Source organism: Mesorhizobium sp. M0208, from assembly GCF_040322015.1.
In the GTDB taxonomy this organism is placed as follows: Bacteria; Pseudomonadota; Alphaproteobacteria; order Rhizobiales; family Rhizobiaceae; genus Mesorhizobium.
The window spans coordinates 1-17164 of sequence record NZ_JAMYSP010000052.1; the positions used below are offsets into that span (position 1 = coordinate 1).

Consider the following 17164-nt stretch of genomic DNA (forward strand, 5'->3'; position numbering starts at 1 on the left):
TCCTGCGACCGTTGAAACGCGGGCGACAACGGCCATTTCTAACGTAAGGACAAAAACGAACGATAATGCAACATTATCATTCGTTTTGTGGTGCCGACAGGCTGTGCGTTTTGGCGCGAAATTGATCGCGCAAAGCGCACCGGCGCTTTACCCTCGAAATCATGATTCGCCTCAATCCCGCGACCGCCGCCCCAGCCGCGCCCCCTGCCCTTCCGGCCTGGGCGCTCGCGCCCGGCCGTAACGCTTGCGACGCCGACGCCGCTTTCCAGGCCGGCGCCGCCTTGGCTTCGCTCGATAGCCTCGCCCGCGCGCAGCCTGCCTGGTCCGGCGCCTGGCGCCAGCGGCTGGCGCTGAAATGCGCCGCCGCCAGCATGCGGCTGGCCGGGCGCGCGGAGGACGAGGCCGCCCTGCGCGACGCGTGGCACCTGCGCCCGGCCGGAGCCGATCCTGGTCCTGCCGGCGCCATCTTCGGCGCTTGGCGGCAGCTCGCGCTCGTGCCGCCAGCCGCCGCTGTCGATCGCCTGGCACGGGTCACCGAGCAGCTGGGTCTCCATCGAGACGTCGAGGCGCTGACCGCGCTTTGTGAACACATCGACGACCTGGCGCGCTCGGGGCGGCCGGCGCCGTTCGCCGCGGCAGCGATCGCCGCTCACGTCGTTGCCATGCGGCCCGATGCCGAGCTTTTTGCCTGGTGGCTCGCCGACCTGGTACTGGCGCAAAACCTGCGCTGGCCGCGGCCGCTGCCGCTGCTGCTGGCTCAGGCCTTTGGTCCGGCTTTTCGCGGCGAGGCCGGCGGCGGCAAACGGATCCGGCCCGGCGAAAAAGGGTTTGAGCGCGCGGTCTGCATTGCGCTGGTTCAAGCTGCGACGGAGGCCTGCCGGCTGGCCGCCGATTTGTCGCGTCGTGCCGAAAAACTGCTGGCCGTGGCGCCGAAACTGCGCGCCAAGGGCGCCGGCGACGTGATCTTTCTGCTGCTCAGTGAAGACGCCGTCTCGGGCTCGCTGACGACGAAAAACCTGTCGCGGTTTGCGGCGCGCCGCCTGTTCGAGCGGCTGCAACAGCTCGACGCCGTGCGTGAGCTGTCCGGCCGCCCCACCTTCCGCCTGTTTGGACTTTAGCGATGAGCGAAGCGTCCGCCCGCCGCAAGCCGAACGAACAGCCGGCCTTGCTCGACACCGAGCTCGAACATCTACCGGCCGAACTGCGCTGGCGCGAGTGGATGGGCCGCGTCGAAGCGGTTGTCTTTGCGGCCAGCGAACCAGTGCCGCGCGAGGTGCTGGCGCGGGTCGTCGGCAAGAACTGCAATCTTGAGCTGATCATCGACGACGTCCGCGCCGAGCTCGCCGGCCGCCCCTATGAGCTGGTCTCGGTCGCCGGCGGCTGGCAGCACCGGACCAGAAAGGTTTTTGGCGATGCCATTCGCGCAGCCTTCGGCAAGGCAGCGGGCGAGGAGACAAAAGAACTGCCGCAGGCGGAGGCGCTCGTGCTGATGTGCATTGCATACTTCCAGCCGATCACGCGTGGCGAGCTGTCTTCTTTCTTCGGCAAGGAGGTGTCGCGCGACCTGATCGGCGTGCTGCGCGCGCAGGATCTTATCGCTTCGGGTCCGCGCTCGCCGCAACCTGGCGCGCCCTATACTTATGTGACGACGAAAACTTTTCTGTCGCAGCTCGGGCTCGACACGCTGCGCCAGCTGCCGGATTTCGAGGCGCTTGAGGACGCAGGGCTGCTGTCGAAGGAGAAGCTGCTGGCCGGCGATATTCCAGCCGGGCTGGCGAGCGGGGAGGGCGACGGCGAGGACGATGTCGTTGGGGAGCAAGCGCCGTGACGGGGGGCGTGGTCGCGTTGCGATCCCAGAGACAGTCGATAGCTCAGGACCAGGACGACTGGTCGTGCGGCAACCGTTGATCGGGATCGTGAACCGCGACATGGTCGCCGTCGACAAGATTGGCCGGAAAGATCACGAGATTGGTGCCGCCGGCGTGACGCAGCGACGGAAACAGGATGCCGCGAAGTCCGGCGGTGATGACCAGATCCGCGAGCTTCCACGATGGCGGGATCTTCTTGTCGATGCGAGCGACCTGGCGCCAGGCACAATCCCACTCCTTCCACGGGCCATCCCAGATGTGCGGGTCGAAACCCTGCGAAAGGTCGGCTACCTCGGCGAGCGTGATCTTGTAAGCGGCAAGGGTGGCGGGCGGGGTGATGCTGGCTCCCTGCTTGTATTCATCAAGCGCCGTCTGGGTCGCACGCGACAGATAAAGTGCTTCGATGCCTGGCCGGTTGAAACGACCGCCGTCCGTCGCTGCGCCTGCACCGCTGGTGGGCAGGAAAGCCCATTTGGGAGTCAGATAGCGATGGAAGATTTCGTCTGGACCGATGCGGGTGATCCTCACCCGCGCGCACCATTCTCGAGATCCCGGATAAAGGCCAGAACCGCCTCGACCTGGCCGCCCGCGACGAGCTCGGCTGCGGTACGATGGCCATAGTCGGCGATCGGTTCATTGCGGTACCAAAAGATCGCCTTGTTGACGTCGCCGGTGAGTTCCGTCGCCGCCGAGATCACTTTCACCATCTCGCGCATCCGGCCCTGCAGGCGCTCCGATGAGGGGTTGCGGAGCGTGTTGCGGTGGACACCGGTCAGCTGGGCCAAGTTGGCCACCTTCACGCCGAGCGCCTGCGACAGGCGCTTCGGCGAGATATAAGGCGTGCGCGGCTCCTGCAGGCTATCGACAAAGCCTGAAATCACCGTGGAATGTGCGAGCTGTGCGTGGGCCATGACAAATCTCCGACCTCTCATATGCACAATATATGCACATTCCGATGCATAGCAAGTGGACGGAGGCCCTACTCCTTCCCAGACTCCTTCCCAGACTACTTGCCCTTCTTCATTCCGTAGCGTTTGTTCGCTAGCGGCGGCAATGCGCCGCATAGCGGCTGTAGAACCCCGTCCTGCCAACTACGAAAAGCATACGTTGCCGGCGACCACGCTTGAGGTTGCGAGCGCCTCATGTCAGCCGAACGTGACTGCACTGAAAGTCGCGGTTGCGCCCAATGTCGGCCGTAGAGATTGGCTTAGCCGCTGCCTGAAAGCAGACGTGGTCAGCGACAGGGCCGGACGTCTTGATAGCGCCGATAGTGTTGAAAAAGTCCGGCTTGAAGTCGTTCTGAAGCACTGATTCAGTCTCCTTGGGAAAAGGAGATTGAGTCGATGATGGGCGAGCGGACCGTGATGCAGGAAGCGCTGTTCTACGAGTTCAGCATCGAACGTCACGTGCCATCAGACCATCTGCTTCGCTCGATTGACCGGTTCGTCGACCTGTCCGAACTGCGCTCGCATCTGCGGCCGTTCTATAGCGAGATCGGCCGGCCCTCGATCGATCCGGAACTGATGATCCGGATGCTGATCGTCGGCTACTGCTTCGGCATCCGCTCCGAGCGCCGGCTCTGCGAGGAAGTACATCTGAATCTCGCCTATCGCTGGTTTTGCCGGCTTGGCCTGGAGGGTGATGTCCCGGACCATTCCACTTTCTCCAAGAACCGGCACGGCCGCTTTCGCGACAGCGATCTGCTGCGCGAGTTGTTCGAGACTACGGTTCGCCGCTGCATCGAAGAAGGTCTCGTCGGCAACGAGGGCTTCGCCGTCGATGCCAGCCTCATCAGAGCGGACGCGAACAAGCAGCGCTCAGCCGATGGATCGGAGCAGGTCGACTGGGAGACGATGGCGGCAACACGCCGCTCGGTACAGGAGTATCTCGACACGTTGGACGATGCCGCGTGGGGTGCAGCCAGCGAGGTGAAGCCGAAGTTCGTGTCGAGGTCCGACCCAGCGGCGCAGTGGACCGGAGCGATGAAGGGGCATGCCTTCTTTGCCTATGCCACCAACTATCTGATCGACCTGAACCACGCCGTCATCGTGGACGTCGAGGCGAGCCGCGCAATCCGGCAGGCGGAGGTCGGTGCGGCACGTACCATGATCGAGCGCGTCCAGGATCGCTTCAATCTCTATCCGGAGCGGCTGGCCGCCGACAGCGCGTACGGTTCGGCCGAGATGCTGGGTTGGCTCGTGCACGAGCGCGGGATCGAGCCGCACATCCCGGTCTTCGACAAGTCGGAGCGTCGCGATGGGACCTTCGAGCGGGCAGAGTTCAGCTATGATCGCAGGCGCGATCTCTACACTTGTCCAGGCGGCAAGGAACTCAGGCAGTATCGTCGGCGCTTCGCCTCACCCCGCGACGGTGTCGACGACGAGGGCTTCATGCGCTACCGCGCCAGCAAGCTCGACTGCGACGCCTGCGCTCTCAAGCCTCGATGCTGTCCGAACGCTCCAGCCCGCAAGATCCTGCGCTCCATCCACGAGGGTGCGCGCGACATGGCCCGTGATATCGCCGCCACCGACGCCTATGTGACCTCGCGCCGCGAGCGAAAGAAGGTCGAGATGCTGTTTGCGCATCTCAAACGCATCCTGAAACTCGATCGCCTGCGACTACGGGGACCGAATGGCGCCCGAGACGAGTTCCACCTGGCAGCCGCCGCCCAGAACCTCCGGAAACTGGCCAAGCTGATCCCGGTGCCGATGCCGAAACCGGCGTGAGAGGCCCTGGCCTTCGAACATCCTCAAATGGTGACCAACGAACACGCTGTCATCAGTCGACTTCTTCAACACAATCCGCCAATTGTCGACGTTTGCAGTTATGCCAACAACGTCGCGTCTACTCGGCAAGCAGACTTACGGCCTTGCGGCATTTGGGAGTTCACTTGACGACCGAAAACTCGAACTGGTCCCCGCGGTAAACGGCCTTGTATTCGTCGTCGCGCCCCGGCGTCCTGAACACATTGCGAAAAATCGCCCCACAGCTTGTCAGTTCTATGGGAAAGGCGTTGCACAAGAAATCGCCTTGCACCCACGAGGTTCCTACGCGGCTCCTCTGGCCAACGGTCTCGCTGACGGCGCCGTCGACCGAGGTTGTGCGCTGCATCGGCAGGAACGTGGGCATTACCAATTTTCCGCGCGTTTCGTGCCCGAACATGAGAGACTTTATTTCCGCCCCTGTGAGCCGGTCCTTCGGATTCATGCCTGCCTTTGCCAATGCCGACAGCTCTGGCACACCTGCCTTGGTCAGCCCGGCCAAAAGGCGTTCGATATCGGCCGTATTCTTGAACACCATGTAATCCTGGGTCATCAACTGGCTCGGCCCCCTGTCCACCCGCCCAACAACCTTCCTAAGCGTTTCCAAAGCCGCCGCGGCCTGGTCTGTGCGCCCAAGATGCCCATAAGCCGAAATAAGGACCTGCAGGGCATAAAATTTCGCCCGTGGATCGGCCGATATAAGGTCCATCTTCTCGATAGAGCGAACCGCGTCCTCAAACTTCTCCTGGCCGAACTCGGCCAGTCCGGCTTGGTAGCGCCTGTAGTCCATCCACGAGTTTGGGTCGACGCGCGCAGCCGCATCGAGATAGCTAAGCACTTCCTTCGGCCTGCCGTTGAAATTCAGAGCATTGGCCAGCGAGAGATAATTCCAAGTATCGCTGGGATCGAGCGCCACCGACTTCAGAAGAACGGTAACTGCGTCGTCCGAGTCGTGCTCGCGGACCATCAACTCGGCGACGAGCTGATAGTAGCCCGGCGAAGGATCCCTGGCCGCCGCTTCCAGGGTTTCATAGATCTTGCCCTGGGCCACGTCCGTCGTAAGTCCCATTACTACGACCCGACCGACATCCGCGTCCCAGTAGGCCCAGGCGAGCTGGGCGTACGCCGCGCCGAAATCGGGGTCGAGTTGCACGGCTTGCTGGAAATACTTCACAGCCTGCGCAAACTCCTCGGGCGTGTTGATACGGTTGTAGATGTCCATCCCCTTGAGATAGGCCTCATAGGCCTCGGGATTACTGGTGCCTCCGGCCCGGGTAGCCGGCGCGCCGCTCACCAGGCGGAGCTGGAGCGCACCCGCGATGCTGCTGACAACGCTGTCCTGCAGCGCGAATACGTCTGCCCACCGGCCGTCGAAACGCTCCGCCCAGAGATGTCTGGAAGTCGAGCCATCGATCAGCTGCGCATTGATGCGCATGTCGTCGCCGACGCGGCGAATCGAGCCTTTCAGCAGGTACCGGACGCCCAATGCCGCCGCAATCTCCTTCGGGTCCTTGTCCTTGTAAGCGGAGGCCGCGTTGGGGGAGAAGACGAAAAGACCCGGCACACGCGCCAGTGCGGTCGTCAGATCCTCGGTGAAGCCGTTGGCGAGATATTCTTGTTCCTTGTCGTCGCTGAGATTGTCGAAGGGCAGGACGACTAGCGAGGGCCGGGTGTCGGCTGCCTCGCTGACGGTCGGAACGGCAAGCGGTGCAGGCCTCTCCCACGGCTGCCACCATGCTACTGCAAGGCCGAGAGCCAGGACGAGAATTCCCGCCGCGGCCGGAAAACGCCAGGCGCGCGGCTGGCGGCGAGCATGGAGGGTCTTGCCCGCTGCCGCGGAATCAAGCAACACGCGATACGCCTGAACGGGTTCGGCTATGTTTTTGACCCTCTGTTCGCCCATTGGCTCAAAGGCGAACGCCAGCTTCCTATCAACCTCCTTGGCCACTTTTCCCGAGATGCAGATGCCGCCCGATTCCGCCAACTGCTGAAGTCTGGCCGCGATGTTGACCCCATCGCCATACCGGTCGTCGCCGTCGACGATCACCTCGCCGAGGTTGATGCCGATCCGCACCACGATCTGTTCCACTGCGGGAAGCGAGGCGTTGCGCTCGGACAGTCCCCGCTGCAACGACACTGCACATTCGACGGCATCGACGACACTACCGAATTCGGCCAGCATCCCATCGCCCATCAGCTTGAAGATATGGCCGTGGTGGCGGGCAATTTCGGGCTCGAACAGTTCCTTGCGTCCGGCACGTAGTCGCTCAAATGTACCGGCCTCGTCGCGCTCCATCAGAGTCGAATAGCCTACTACATCTGCGGCTAGAATCGCGGCAAGCTTGCGGTCCATCGGTGGCCTGGCCCCAGCGGATCATAGTATTGGTTGTTCTGAAAGGAAACCGACCTCACCAGCAAATCCCTTCTCCCGCACGTTTGATGGACCGCTGATACGGCGAGGTGTAACCAATGTCGTAGTCACCACATTCGAGACATTAGCGCTTGCCTGCCGGAATGGCTCGTTTGGGTCAGGGCTTGCCGTTGAGCCGGCCGCCGGAACGGGCAACTAGCGCCAGAAGCGACCGTCTATGGGTTCGCCGCCAAATGGGGGCTTTGGGGTCAAAAGTTCGCGTTCGCGACAGGCCGGATCGCGCCCAATGTCGGCCGTTGAGCAGCCCAAAGCCGTAACCCAAAAGCGGACATTCGAGCGAACAGACGACATAACACGTTTGCGACATTTGTTGCCGTGTGGTTGCTGTTGATGGAAACGGCTGCTCCCACGAAACAGCAGTCCTCCAGAGACAACGAATATCTGGAGGCTGGTTGCTGCCACCATCCGGCGGCGTTGGTCGCCGCGAAAATCGCGCAGCGACACGCGCGCCCCGTCCTGCGATGTCAACGTGATGTCCTGAGCCAGTCCGATTGTCGGCAGGCGCTCGTCGTTCGGCGCGTCGTGCTCACTCGTCCGCGCTATGTTCAGCGCCAAGGCGAGAACTGCGTCTGCTAGGGTCTCAGGCCTTCAACTCGCGTTTGAGCTCGTTGAGGAAACGCCAGTCCGTTCCGTTGGCCAGGACTTGTTGCGGACTCGACTTGATCATGCCGGTCTCCTGCATGCGCAGTGCATAGAACCGCACGCTGTCCTCGGCGTCGAACACGCGCCACTTGTCATGCTGAGCACCGTTCAGCGTCCCAAGCGCTTCGTCATAGTTGGGCAGAAAGCCTCGATCGACGAGCTGCTGTGCCGCCAACGACGGATCAGAAGCGCACAGGTCGGCGGATTTGAGAATGGCGCGCAACACTCGCTTCGTCGCGACCGGGTATCTGCTCACATAGTCCGCATTACCGGCCACCATACAGCAAAAATATTGCGACCACGGGCGGTCGGTCCCGTTGTTGACGATCGTATGGCCGATCTTCCGGGCGTGCAGGATCTGCGGTTCGGGCGGACCAGCCATGTAGGCATCGACCTTGCCGTCGATGAACATTTGCATCGGGGCCTGTTCTCCCTCCACCCACTCGATATCGTGCACCGGATCAAGCCCGACATAGTTGGCCATGAGGGCCGTCAGGATGTGAGGATGCGACTCCACCGACCCTCCCCCGACGCGCTTGCCCCGCAGATCCCTGATGCTGCGGACGCTGTCGTTGCCGATCAGTTCGAAGCAGCCGGAATGCACGCCGATCAGCACTTTGACCGGCACGCCGGCGTCGATGGACCTAATGTGCATCGACGGCATGTTCATGTCGAAATCGATCAGGCCGGCGGAGAGCCACTTGGAATTGTCGACGTGGGTGTCGCCTTCGACATATTGGATATCGGTGAAACCGTCGGCGCGCAGAAGTTCTCCGGCGAGGTAGATGGACGCCCAACAGTAAGCGCCTCCGACCCACTGCCCCAAGCGGACGGTTGTCGTTTCCAAAGCAGGCTCCCCGGCCGCACTGGATGGGCGAACATTGAGGAGCCCGGCACCGCCGATCGCCGACAGGCCGGCCAGGAATGCGCGACGATTCTGAATTAGCTTCATCGGGACGCTCCTTTGGCAAACTGATCGCCCCTAGGAATCAAGCAAATGACCCCAGTAGAGGACGGACAATGCGTGAGCGCGCCGAGTAATCGCGAGTTGGAGCACGCCCTGTAAAGGCGGGAGTCTTGTCGTTCTTCAGTCGCTGGCCAAGAACGCTTTCAGCCAACGATTAACGACCATACGCCTTGTCAACGTTCGTGGCGAGGGCAATGCTCTCAGCCAGGGCCAAGCCCTTTACGGAACCCTCGTACCTTCCAGGGCGCTGACAAAACGGATCGTCGGGTAGTTGCCAAAAGGCGCCTTCTCGAACCAATTCGAGACGTTCGAGTTCATCCCACGTGACGACTGGATCGGGTCCAAAGTTCGCGTTCACAGAAGTCTAGCTTGCGCCATGAACGGACGCTGCACATCCGCTACGGCCATCTTGTCCAGGCGCTGTTCACAGGTTGGGCTGGACTTCCGGAAACTCCTGTCGCGCCTTGTGGCGACCGGGCTTGAAAGAAGCCAACCAGGTATCTGTAACGTGCCTTGCGAGCTGACGGAAGTTTCCCCGAGCGAGGCGAATAGGGAGCAACGGCCATGGAGCTCAAAGGCCGTCCGATCGCTGATCGGTCTAGCTGCCCGCATCATTGTATGGCCCATTCAGCGCAGGAGGCGATCTATCTCATTAGGCACAGTGATCCCTAGCTTGGCCGACCGATCCACCGCACAATTTCATAGGCAGGCATCGGTCGGCGAAAGCCCTTCAGCGTCAGTTCGCCAACGGCGACGGACTCAACCAGGGATTCGACGGCACCAACGACCCGCTGGCTGACGAGAATCTGGCGTGGCCTGGCTTCCTCGCATAATCGGGCGGCGTGGTTCGACACTGTGCCTATCACTGCATAATCGGCGCGCTGATCGAAACCGATCCGCCCGATGGTTGCATGGCCTCGGGCGATGCCGATTCCGAAGCCGAGCAAGTGATCGCGCTTGCGCCATTGCTCTGAATGCTCGTCAATCGCATCACGCATCGCCGCAGCCATGCGGACGGCTCTCTCCGTATGGTCGGCGCAGGGCAGTGGATCGTTGAAAACGACGACGATGCCGTCGCCCACGAATCGCTCAAGAGTTCCCTCGTAGCGGACGATTTGTTCACCAAGACAGGCGTGGTATTCGCCAAGAACCGCCATCACCTCCTCAGGTTCGGCAGTCTCGGCGAAGGCTGTAAAGCCGCGTAGATCGCAGAAAACGACGGTCACCTCGCGACGGTGACTTTGCAGAAGCGTGTCGCCATTTCCCGCCGCAAGGATGAGGTCGGCGACCTGCGCGGGCAGGAAACGCCGGAGCCGGCCCATTCGCTCGATCTCGATCACCTGCTCCGCCAGGGTCTGCTCGAGCGAGCGGTTCCAATCGGAAAGCTGCACGGCTTGGCTTGCGACGGTATCGTGAAGCGCCTTCTGGCGCAGCATCGAGCGCACCCGCGCCAACAGCGCCTGGTGCTCGAAGGGCTTTGTCAAATAGTCATCGCCCCCGGCGTCCAGCCCCTCGACCACATCGCGCGTGTCGGCTTTTGCGGTGACAAGAATGACCGGGATCGATCGCAGCGAGAGATCCTGCTTGAGCAGGCGAACCACGCTGATACCGTCCAGCTTCGGCATCATGATGTCGAGCAGGATCAGATCCGGCGTGAGTTCGCGAGCTTTTGCCAACCCCTCTTCACCATCGGCGGCGGTCGCCACTTCGTAGCCATTCGCCTCGAGCCGCATACGCAGAATCTCAAGGTTCTCCGGGGTATCGTCGACCGCGAGAATGCGAGGCGGATCGTGCAAGGCACTGTCTCCCCTCAGGAAAAGAACTGACGAATCTCGGCGAGCAGCTGGCGCGGACTGAATGGCTTGGCAATGTAGCCATCGCACCCAGCAGCAAGGGCTTTCGCCTCGTCGCCCGACAGCGCGTAGGAGGTGACCGCGATAATCGGAATGTGCCGCAGCGCCGGGTCGGCCTTGATGCGGCGGGTCGCTTCATACCCGTCGATCACCGGCAGCTGAATGTCCATAAGGATCAGGTCTGGCCTGTGCGCTCCCGCTGCAGCGATGCCGGCGGCGCCGTCCGCCGCCTCGATCAGTTCGTATTCGGTGGTGGCAATGAGATCGCGGATGATCTGGCGGTTGTCCTCGGTGTCTTCCACCATAAGGATTCGTTTGCTCATGCCGCCCTCACGTCCTCATTCACCCAGATTGGTACCTTGAGACGGAATGTCGACCCTGACCCGATCACGGACTCGACGTCTATGGTTCCGCCATGCATTTCGACGATGCGCTTCGAGATCGCCAGGCCAAGACCTGTGCCACCCTTCTGCCTGGTGCTGCTGTTGTCGACCTGCTGGAATTCTTCGAAGATGAGAGCCTGGTCCTTGGACGCGATGCCGGGACCGGTGTCTCGGACGGTGATCTCGAAGTGCCCGTCGACCGCATCGGCAAGAATGTCGACCGCACCCGTTTCGGTGAACTTGACGGCATTGCCTGCAAGATTGAGCAGGACCTGCATCAAACGGCGTTCGTCCCCGCGGCCGATTGGAAGGTTCTCGGCAACAGTCGTTGAAAGCTCAAGACCCTTCGCTCGTGCCAGCGGCTCGACAGCCGTAACGGTCGATCGAACAATCTGCGCGACGGAGTAGTCCTCGATCGCCAGCGTGAGCTGGCCGGCTTCGATCTTGGAAAGGTCGAGTACGTCGTTGATGAGCCCAAGGAGGTGACGGCCGTTTGCCTGCACGCGCGCGACGGTCGTCTTCGCCTTGTCCGGGAGTTCGCCGTAGATGCCATCGACCAGCAGTTCTGTGAAGCCCAAGACTGAATTGAGCGGTGTCCTGAGCTCGTGGCTCATATTCGCGAGGAACTGGGACTTGTGGCGGCTAGCTGCCTCCAGCTCCCGGCCTTTCTCCTCGATCTCGCGGAACAGCTTGGCATTCTGGATCGCGAGCACCGATTGGGCTGCGAAGGTCTCCAGCAGATGGACAACTTGCTCATGGAAGACCCCTGGCTTGTGGCGCCTGACGACCAGTGCACCGACGATCTTGTTGGGCCTCAGCAGCGGAACGATCAGGATACCGCGATATCCGGCTTCGACGATCGTCTTTCTTACAACGAAGGATGAGGTCTCCTCGCTGAGGTCGGGAAACTGCACCGGCATGCAGCGCTCGGGTGCGTCGCCGATCCCCATGTCGGCCAGCCCGATCGTCTGGTGTGAGACTGCAGCGATAAGCTCATCACTCATACCGAAGTTCGCGCGCGGACGGAATTGCTGCCGCGTGCTGCTGAACACGTAGATGGTGCCAGCATCCGTCTCCGACAACTGGACCGCCTTGGCGACGATCGTTTTCAGCACGGTGTCGAGATCCAGCGTCGAATTGACCGCCTTGCTCACCTCACCAAGCGCCTCGAGCTCACCAACAGACGCGGCAAGCTCGCGCGTCCGTGACTGCACCGCCTCGAAGAGCCGCGCATTCTCGATGGCGATCACGGCTTGGTCGGCGAATGTCTCGACGAGCGCGATCTCCTTGGGATTGAAAGGTTGCGGCTCAACCCTCGTCATGACGAATACGCCAACGAGATCACCTTCCCGCAACAGCGGGGCAGCGAGGACGGTGCGGAATCCGCCTGCCTCAGCGATCAAGACAACGCGGTAGTCCGGATCAGCGGTCACGTCTTCGATTTGCACGATCCGCCGTTCTTCGATTACGCGCCCTACGGCGGAGCCTCGGCCTGCGGCAAGCTCTGGAAGTGGATTGGCGTCGACATAAGCACGGAAGCTGGGCGGGTAGCCATGCGTCGACACATAGCGGAATACGCCATCAAGCAACTGCACGATACCACCCTTGTCGGCACGGCAGAGCCTGACAGCCGATTCCACCAACGTATCGAGCACGACCTGCAGATCGAAGGTAGAGCGGCTGATGACCTTCAGAACGTCTGCAGTGGCTGTCTGCTGCTGAAGGGCCTCGTCGAGCTGCTGGGTGCGCGTCTCAATCTCCTGATACAGGCGCCCCAGCTGGTCGGAGGTCTGGTTGACGTTAGTGGCGAGCACTCCAAGTTCGTCGCGATTGGCGACGGCAACCTGTTGGGCGAAGTCGCCGGCCGCTATCTGACTGAGACGCGTCTCGATCTTCTTGACCGGTTCGATCAACGACCAGGAGATGATGTAGCCAAGCGCAAGCGCGAGCAGGATGCTGCCCACAGCAAAAGCGACCACGATCAGACGAGAGGTGCCGTACGCCCCCTCGCTCGCTTCGATGGCCGCCACCATGTCGGCTTCGGCCATGTTGACCAGCTGGTTCGTCAGTCGCTCGAGGCGGTCGGCCGACGGCATGATCTCATCCAGCTGAACCTTGCGCGCCTCCGCCGTGCGACCGGCGCGGAAGAGCTCCGCGACATGCGTCACGCCGGCCGCAAGCCGTTCGTACTCCTGTCGGACCTGGCCCAGCACCTCCGCCTCAGTTTCAGCGACGAACTCCATGCGGTCGAGGTCATAGCCAAACTGGTTGAGCTGGCGCAGCGCCCCATCCAGCATCCGGTTGTCCTGAAGCAACAGGGCGGTGGAGATGCCGTAGAGCTGGGTGGTCGTATCGTGCTGCACCTGGCGATAGGCCGCGATCCTGCGCTGCAGCTTGATCAGCTCGTTTGTTTGATCATTGACCCCACTCAGCACCTGCAACCCGACGGCCCCGAGCACGATCAACAGGCCGACGATCGACAGGAACGCGATCAAGAGCTTGGTCTGGACGCGCGCCGGCAGCCGGGCAACCCAGCCGACGAGCCAGTTCGTTATGTTACTTGGATTCGTCCAAGAGGCTGACAAGGTCATCCCGGAACTCCTCTAGGTCGAACCGGACGCCGAGATACTGTACGCGCAAGATGCCGTCCGGGTCCACGAGCGACGTCAGCAAGGTATGGTCGACATCTCCGTTCGCCGCCTTCTTCGCGATGACCCCGTATTTCCGTCCAACCTCATGGACAACCGCCGGATCACCGGTAAGAAACGACCAGCCTCTCAGATCGGCGCCAAAATTCTGCGCATATGCCTTCAAAACATCGGGCGTATCGCGCTCCGGGTCGACGGTGATCGAAACGAAGACAATCTTCGATCCGAACGTCGAGCCCAGCTTCTCCTGCACGCTGGCCATATGAGCGGTCAGCATCGGGCAGACGTCGGTACAGTACGTATAGATGAATGCAACGGCGACCACCTTGCCACGAAAGTCGTGCAGCGACACAGGTTCGCCATCCTGCGATACCAGGCTGAAGTCGGGCGCCGGTCCAATCGTCGGCAGGCGCTCGTCGTGCGGCGCGTCGTGCGCGTGTGCCGGCCCGGCCATCAGCGCCAGCACCAAGATGCGCGCCGGCCACTCGCTCACGTTTTCATCTCGCGCTTGATCTCGTTGAAGAGACGCCAATCCGTGCCGTTGGCGATAATCTTGTTAGGGCCGGCCTCGATGAAGCCGACTTCGTTCATCCGCAGCGCGTAGAAGCGCATTGTGTCTTCGGGATCGAACTCCCGCCACACGTCGTAGCGCGCTTCGCGCAAGCCCTCCAATGCATAGTCGTATTGATCGGTGAACTTGCCCTCGACCGATAGCTGCGCAGCCAGTTGCGGATCCGACACGCAGATGTCGGCGCCCTTGAGGATCGCTCGCAGCACGCGTTTGGTCGCCACGGGGTGTCTGTCGACATAGTCCGCGCGGCCGGCAAGCATGCAGCAGTAGTGTTGCGACCATGGCCGGTCGACGGTCGTATTAAGGATTGTGTGGCCGACGTTCCGGGCGCGCTGCTCCTGCGGCTCGGGTGGCACCGCCAGAAAGGCATCGACCTTTCCTTCGTTAAATAGTTGCATCGAGCTGACGTCCGGGTTCGCGACCCACTTGAGATCGGTGGCGGGATCGAGACCGACATAGGCGGCCATGAGGGTTACGAGCATGTGCGGAGCTGAGGTCAGCGCGAACACGCCCACCCTCTTGCCCTTGAGGTCGGAGATGCTGTTAATGCTTTCGTTGACGATCAGTTCGAGGCAGCCGGAGTGCAGGCCGGTGACCACCTTTATCGGCATGCCGGCCTCGATCGCCATGATGTGCGGTGGCGGAAAGTCGGTGGCGAAATCCAGTTCGCCGTTTGCGAGCATCGCGAACGGATCGGAGTCGGCGGCCAAGTCTATGTAGCGTACATCGGTGAACCCTTCGGCCCGCAATAACTCCCCGGCGATATTCTTGGGTGCTTCGCAAAGGGCGCGGAACGTCCTTGGCAAACGCACTGTCGTGGTCTCTGGCGCCGGCTCGGCATGAGCCGATGTCGGCACTTTGACGAGACCCGCGGCGCCGACCGCCGACAGGCCCATCATGAAGTGGCGGCGGCTCTGGACAATCTCCATGTCACGTCTCCTCTCCCTCGGCACGAGCAGACTCAGCCTTTCATCTCGCGCTTGACCTCGTTGAAAAAGCGCCAATCCGTGCCGTTCGCGATGATCTCGTTTGGGCTCGACTTGACAATCCCGGCTTCATGCAGCCGCAGCGAGAAGAACCTCATCGTGTCCTCGGGATCGAAGTCGCGCCAGTTAGAGTATGGGAGCTCGCGGAGCGACTGCAAAGCGTAGTCGTATTGTTCGGTGTGTCCGCGATCCACCAGAAGGCGTGCCACCCGTTCCGGTTCAGCCGCGCAGATGTCGGCCGATTTGATGATCGCCCGGATGACCCGCTTGGTGGCGGCTGGATTTTTCTCGGCATACGCGGCGTTGACCGCTAGCATGCAGCAGTAATATTGCGACCACGGCCGGTCCTTGGAACTGTCGAGGATGACGTGGCCGACTTTGCGGGCGCGGAGGTCTTGAGCCTCAGGCGGAAAGGCCAGGAAGGCGTCGACCTTGCCATCGGCGAAGAGCTCCGCCGGCTTTGCCTCGCCGACGATCCATTCGATGTCGCGTTGCGGATCGAGGCCGACATAGGTCGCCATGGCGCTGACGAAGATATGTGGATCCGACGATAGATTGCCGCCGACGCCGACCTTGCGGCCCTTGAGATCCGCGATGCTCTTGATGTCCTCGCGTCCGAACAACTCGTAGCAGCCGACATGCACTCCGGAGATCACCTTGATCGGGGCGCCAGTGTCGACCGGAATGATTAGGGCCGTGGCAAAGTCAATGCCGAAGTCGATGTCGCCGCGCGCCAGCATCTCGGTCTGGGCGATACCGGCCTCGGCGGCCACGAAGCCGAAATCTGAGAACCCCTCTGCGCGGATCAGATCCTCGGCGACGTACTGCGGAGCGATGCAGATACCAGGCGCCGCCGCAAAGCGGGCGGTCGTGGTTTCAGGTGCCGCTTCGGCGGCGGCCGCGTTGCGGCCGTTGGCAAGGCCTGCTGCAGCGAGCGCAGACAAGCCTGTGAGGAAACGGCGACGGTTCTGGACAATCTGCACGAGTCTCTCCTTCCCTTGAAAAGGCAACGCGTATCGGCGATAGGTCTACGTCTTCAGCTCTCGCTTTAGCTCGTTGAGGAAGCGCCAGTCTGTTCCGTTGGCGATGATCCTGTCGGGTGTGGACCCGATCAAACCGATTTCCTTCAGCCGCAGCGCATAGAAGCGGACGGTGTCAGTTGAATCGTAGTCCCGCCATTTCCGGTAGGGCAACTCGCTGATCGCTGCGAACGCGTCATCGTAGCGGCTGGCGAATCCGCCCGCGACCAAGCGCTCGGCAACCAAGGCCGGCGCGGCGGTGCATAGATCCGCGGCCTTGAGGATGGCGCGCAGCACCCGCTTGGTAGCAACCGGATGCGCGGCCACAAAATCGCTGTTGCCGGACAGCATGCAGCAAAAATATTGCGACCAAGGTCGGTCCACTGTGCTGTTGACGATCACGTGCCCGACCTTGCTGCGCCGCAATTCCTGCGGGTCCGGCGGAAAGCCCAGGAATGCATCGATTTCGCCCCGCGCGAACAGCTCCTTGGGCTTGACCGCCGGGTCCACCACCCAGTTGATGTCGCGCGCCGGATCGAGCCCGACATAGGCGGCGATGCTGGCGAGGAACAGATGCGGCCCCGAACCGAGCCCCTGGACGCCGACGTTCCGGCCTTTCAGATCGACGACGCTGTCGATCCCGTGCTTGGCAAACAGCTCGAAGCAACCGGGATGGACGCCGCCGAGCAGAGTGAGCCGCGCACCGGAGTCCAAGGCGACGATCGAATTTGTCACGAAGTTGAGGCTAAAGTCGATCTCGCCATTCGCCACCGCGGAGGCCGTGGCCGCACCGGGGCCTGCCGCGACATAGGCAACCTCGGTGAAGCCCTCAGCGCGCAGCAGGTCCTCTACAACATACTGTGGCGCCACGCAGATGCTAGGGATCTTGGCCAAGCGAATGCGTGTGGTCTCCGGCCCTGGCTCGGCAAGAACTCGAGTTGGAGTGCCGACGAGGCTTGCGGTGCCGGCAGCCGTCAGGCCGGCCAGGAAGCGCCTGCGGCTCTGAATGATTTGCATGTCTACGTCTCCCCTCG

At 61.9% G+C, this 17164-nt stretch carries 15 protein-coding genes; 3 read left to right on the forward strand and 12 right to left on the reverse strand.

Annotated features, from left to right (window positions below):
- Window positions 1–161: 161 nt before the first annotated feature.
- Window positions 162–1118 carry a DUF1403 family protein gene (locus NKJ17_RS30590; RefSeq protein ID WP_352691490.1) on the forward strand — a complete coding sequence of 319 codons (957 nt, stop codon included), beginning with the start codon at window positions 162–164 and terminating at the stop codon, window positions 1116–1118.
- 2 nt (window positions 1119–1120) lie between these two features.
- Window positions 1121–1828, forward strand: coding sequence for an SMC-Scp complex subunit ScpB (gene scpB, locus NKJ17_RS30595; RefSeq protein WP_352691492.1), 708 nt, complete (start codon window positions 1121–1123; stop codon window positions 1826–1828).
- 43 nt (window positions 1829–1871) lie between these two features.
- Here scpB and NKJ17_RS30600 read toward each other — a convergent pair whose 3' ends face one another.
- Together NKJ17_RS30600 and NKJ17_RS30605 are read right to left on the reverse strand one after the other, a co-directional pair.
- A complete protein-coding gene (locus NKJ17_RS30600; RefSeq protein WP_352691493.1) occupies window positions 1872–2396 on the reverse strand; it encodes an RES family NAD+ phosphorylase in 525 nt (174 codons plus the stop codon).
- Window positions 2393–2779, reverse strand: a complete 387-nt coding sequence (locus tag NKJ17_RS30605; RefSeq protein ID WP_023680933.1) for a hypothetical protein — start codon at window positions 2777–2779, stop codon at window positions 2393–2395. Before NKJ17_RS30605 ends, NKJ17_RS30600 begins: the two co-directional genes overlap by 4 nt.
- 432 nt (window positions 2780–3211) lie before the next feature.
- On the opposite strand from NKJ17_RS30605, the gene NKJ17_RS30610 reads away from it, so the two are divergent.
- Window positions 3212–4594: an IS1182 family transposase gene (locus NKJ17_RS30610; RefSeq protein WP_352691494.1), complete on the forward strand. Its 1383-nt coding sequence runs from the start codon at window positions 3212–3214 to the stop codon at window positions 4592–4594.
- Window positions 4595–4754: 160 nt separating this feature from the next.
- Here NKJ17_RS30610 and NKJ17_RS30615 read toward each other — a convergent pair whose 3' ends face one another.
- The 10 genes from NKJ17_RS30615 to NKJ17_RS30660 all read right to left on the reverse strand — a co-directional run bounded on the left by NKJ17_RS30615 (window position 4755) and on the right by NKJ17_RS30660 (window position 17147).
- Window positions 4755–6983 (reverse strand): adenylate/guanylate cyclase domain-containing protein, encoded by a 2229-nt coding sequence (locus tag NKJ17_RS30615; RefSeq protein WP_352508227.1) that lies wholly within the window; start codon window positions 6981–6983, stop codon window positions 4755–4757.
- Window positions 6984–7196: 213 nt separating this feature from the next.
- A complete protein-coding gene (locus NKJ17_RS30620; protein ID WP_352508226.1) occupies window positions 7197–7616 on the reverse strand; it encodes a hypothetical protein in 420 nt (139 codons plus the stop codon).
- 25 nt (window positions 7617–7641) lie between these two features.
- Window positions 7642–8655: an ABC transporter substrate-binding protein gene (locus NKJ17_RS30625; RefSeq protein ID WP_352508225.1), complete on the reverse strand. Its 1014-nt coding sequence runs from the start codon at window positions 8653–8655 to the stop codon at window positions 7642–7644.
- 683 nt (window positions 8656–9338) lie between these two features.
- Window positions 9339–10466, reverse strand: coding sequence for an adenylate/guanylate cyclase domain-containing protein (locus NKJ17_RS30630; RefSeq protein WP_352508239.1), 1128 nt, complete (start codon window positions 10464–10466; stop codon window positions 9339–9341).
- 14 nt (window positions 10467–10480) lie between these two features.
- The gene (locus tag NKJ17_RS30635; protein WP_352508224.1) at window positions 10481–10846 is read right to left on the reverse strand and encodes a response regulator; all 366 of its coding nucleotides are present in this window, start codon (window positions 10844–10846) and stop codon (window positions 10481–10483) included.
- On the reverse strand, window positions 10843–13497 hold the full coding sequence (locus tag NKJ17_RS30640; protein WP_352691495.1) for a GAF domain-containing protein: 2655 nt from the start codon (window positions 13495–13497) through the stop codon (window positions 10843–10845). The genes NKJ17_RS30635 and NKJ17_RS30640 overlap by 4 nt, the downstream gene beginning before the upstream one ends.
- Window positions 13463–14020: an SCO family protein gene (locus NKJ17_RS30645; RefSeq protein WP_352508238.1), complete on the reverse strand. Its 558-nt coding sequence runs from the start codon at window positions 14018–14020 to the stop codon at window positions 13463–13465. Before NKJ17_RS30645 ends, NKJ17_RS30640 begins: the two co-directional genes overlap by 35 nt.
- 23 nt (window positions 14021–14043) lie before the next feature.
- Window positions 14044–15054 (reverse strand): ABC transporter substrate-binding protein, encoded by a 1011-nt coding sequence (locus tag NKJ17_RS30650; RefSeq protein ID WP_352508221.1) that lies wholly within the window; start codon window positions 15052–15054, stop codon window positions 14044–14046.
- 32 nt (window positions 15055–15086) lie between these two features.
- Window positions 15087–16094 carry an ABC transporter substrate-binding protein gene (locus tag NKJ17_RS30655; RefSeq protein ID WP_352508220.1) on the reverse strand — a complete coding sequence of 336 codons (1008 nt, stop codon included), beginning with the start codon at window positions 16092–16094 and terminating at the stop codon, window positions 15087–15089.
- A gap of 45 nt (window positions 16095–16139) precedes the next feature.
- Window positions 16140–17147 carry an ABC transporter substrate-binding protein gene (locus NKJ17_RS30660; RefSeq protein ID WP_352508219.1) on the reverse strand — a complete coding sequence of 336 codons (1008 nt, stop codon included), beginning with the start codon at window positions 17145–17147 and terminating at the stop codon, window positions 16140–16142.
- Window positions 17148–17164: the final 17 nt, after the last annotated feature.

Coding starts and splice junctions, on each gene's coding strand:
- NKJ17_RS30640 (WP_352691495.1), bottom strand. CDS start 13,497: ATGACCTTGTCAGCCTCTTGGACGAATCCAAGTAACATAACGAACTGG.
- NKJ17_RS30625 (WP_352508225.1), bottom strand. CDS start 8,655: ATGAAGCTAATTCAGAATCGTCGCGCATTCCTGGCCGGCCTGTCGGCG.
- NKJ17_RS30660 (WP_352508219.1), bottom strand. CDS start 17,147: ATGCAAATCATTCAGAGCCGCAGGCGCTTCCTGGCCGGCCTGACGGCT.
- scpB (WP_352691492.1), top strand. CDS start 1,121: ATGAGCGAAGCGTCCGCCCGCCGCAAGCCGAACGAACAGCCGGCCTTG.
- NKJ17_RS30650 (WP_352508221.1), bottom strand. CDS start 15,054: ATGGAGATTGTCCAGAGCCGCCGCCACTTCATGATGGGCCTGTCGGCG.
- NKJ17_RS30635 (WP_352508224.1), bottom strand. CDS start 10,846: ATGAGCAAACGAATCCTTATGGTGGAAGACACCGAGGACAACCGCCAG.
- NKJ17_RS30590 (WP_352691490.1), top strand. CDS start 162: ATGATTCGCCTCAATCCCGCGACCGCCGCCCCAGCCGCGCCCCCTGCC.
- NKJ17_RS30605 (WP_023680933.1), bottom strand. CDS start 2,779: ATGGCCCACGCACAGCTCGCACATTCCACGGTGATTTCAGGCTTTGTC.
- NKJ17_RS30615 (WP_352508227.1), bottom strand. CDS start 6,983: ATGGACCGCAAGCTTGCCGCGATTCTAGCCGCAGATGTAGTAGGCTAT.
- NKJ17_RS30610 (WP_352691494.1), top strand. CDS start 3,212: ATGATGGGCGAGCGGACCGTGATGCAGGAAGCGCTGTTCTACGAGTTC.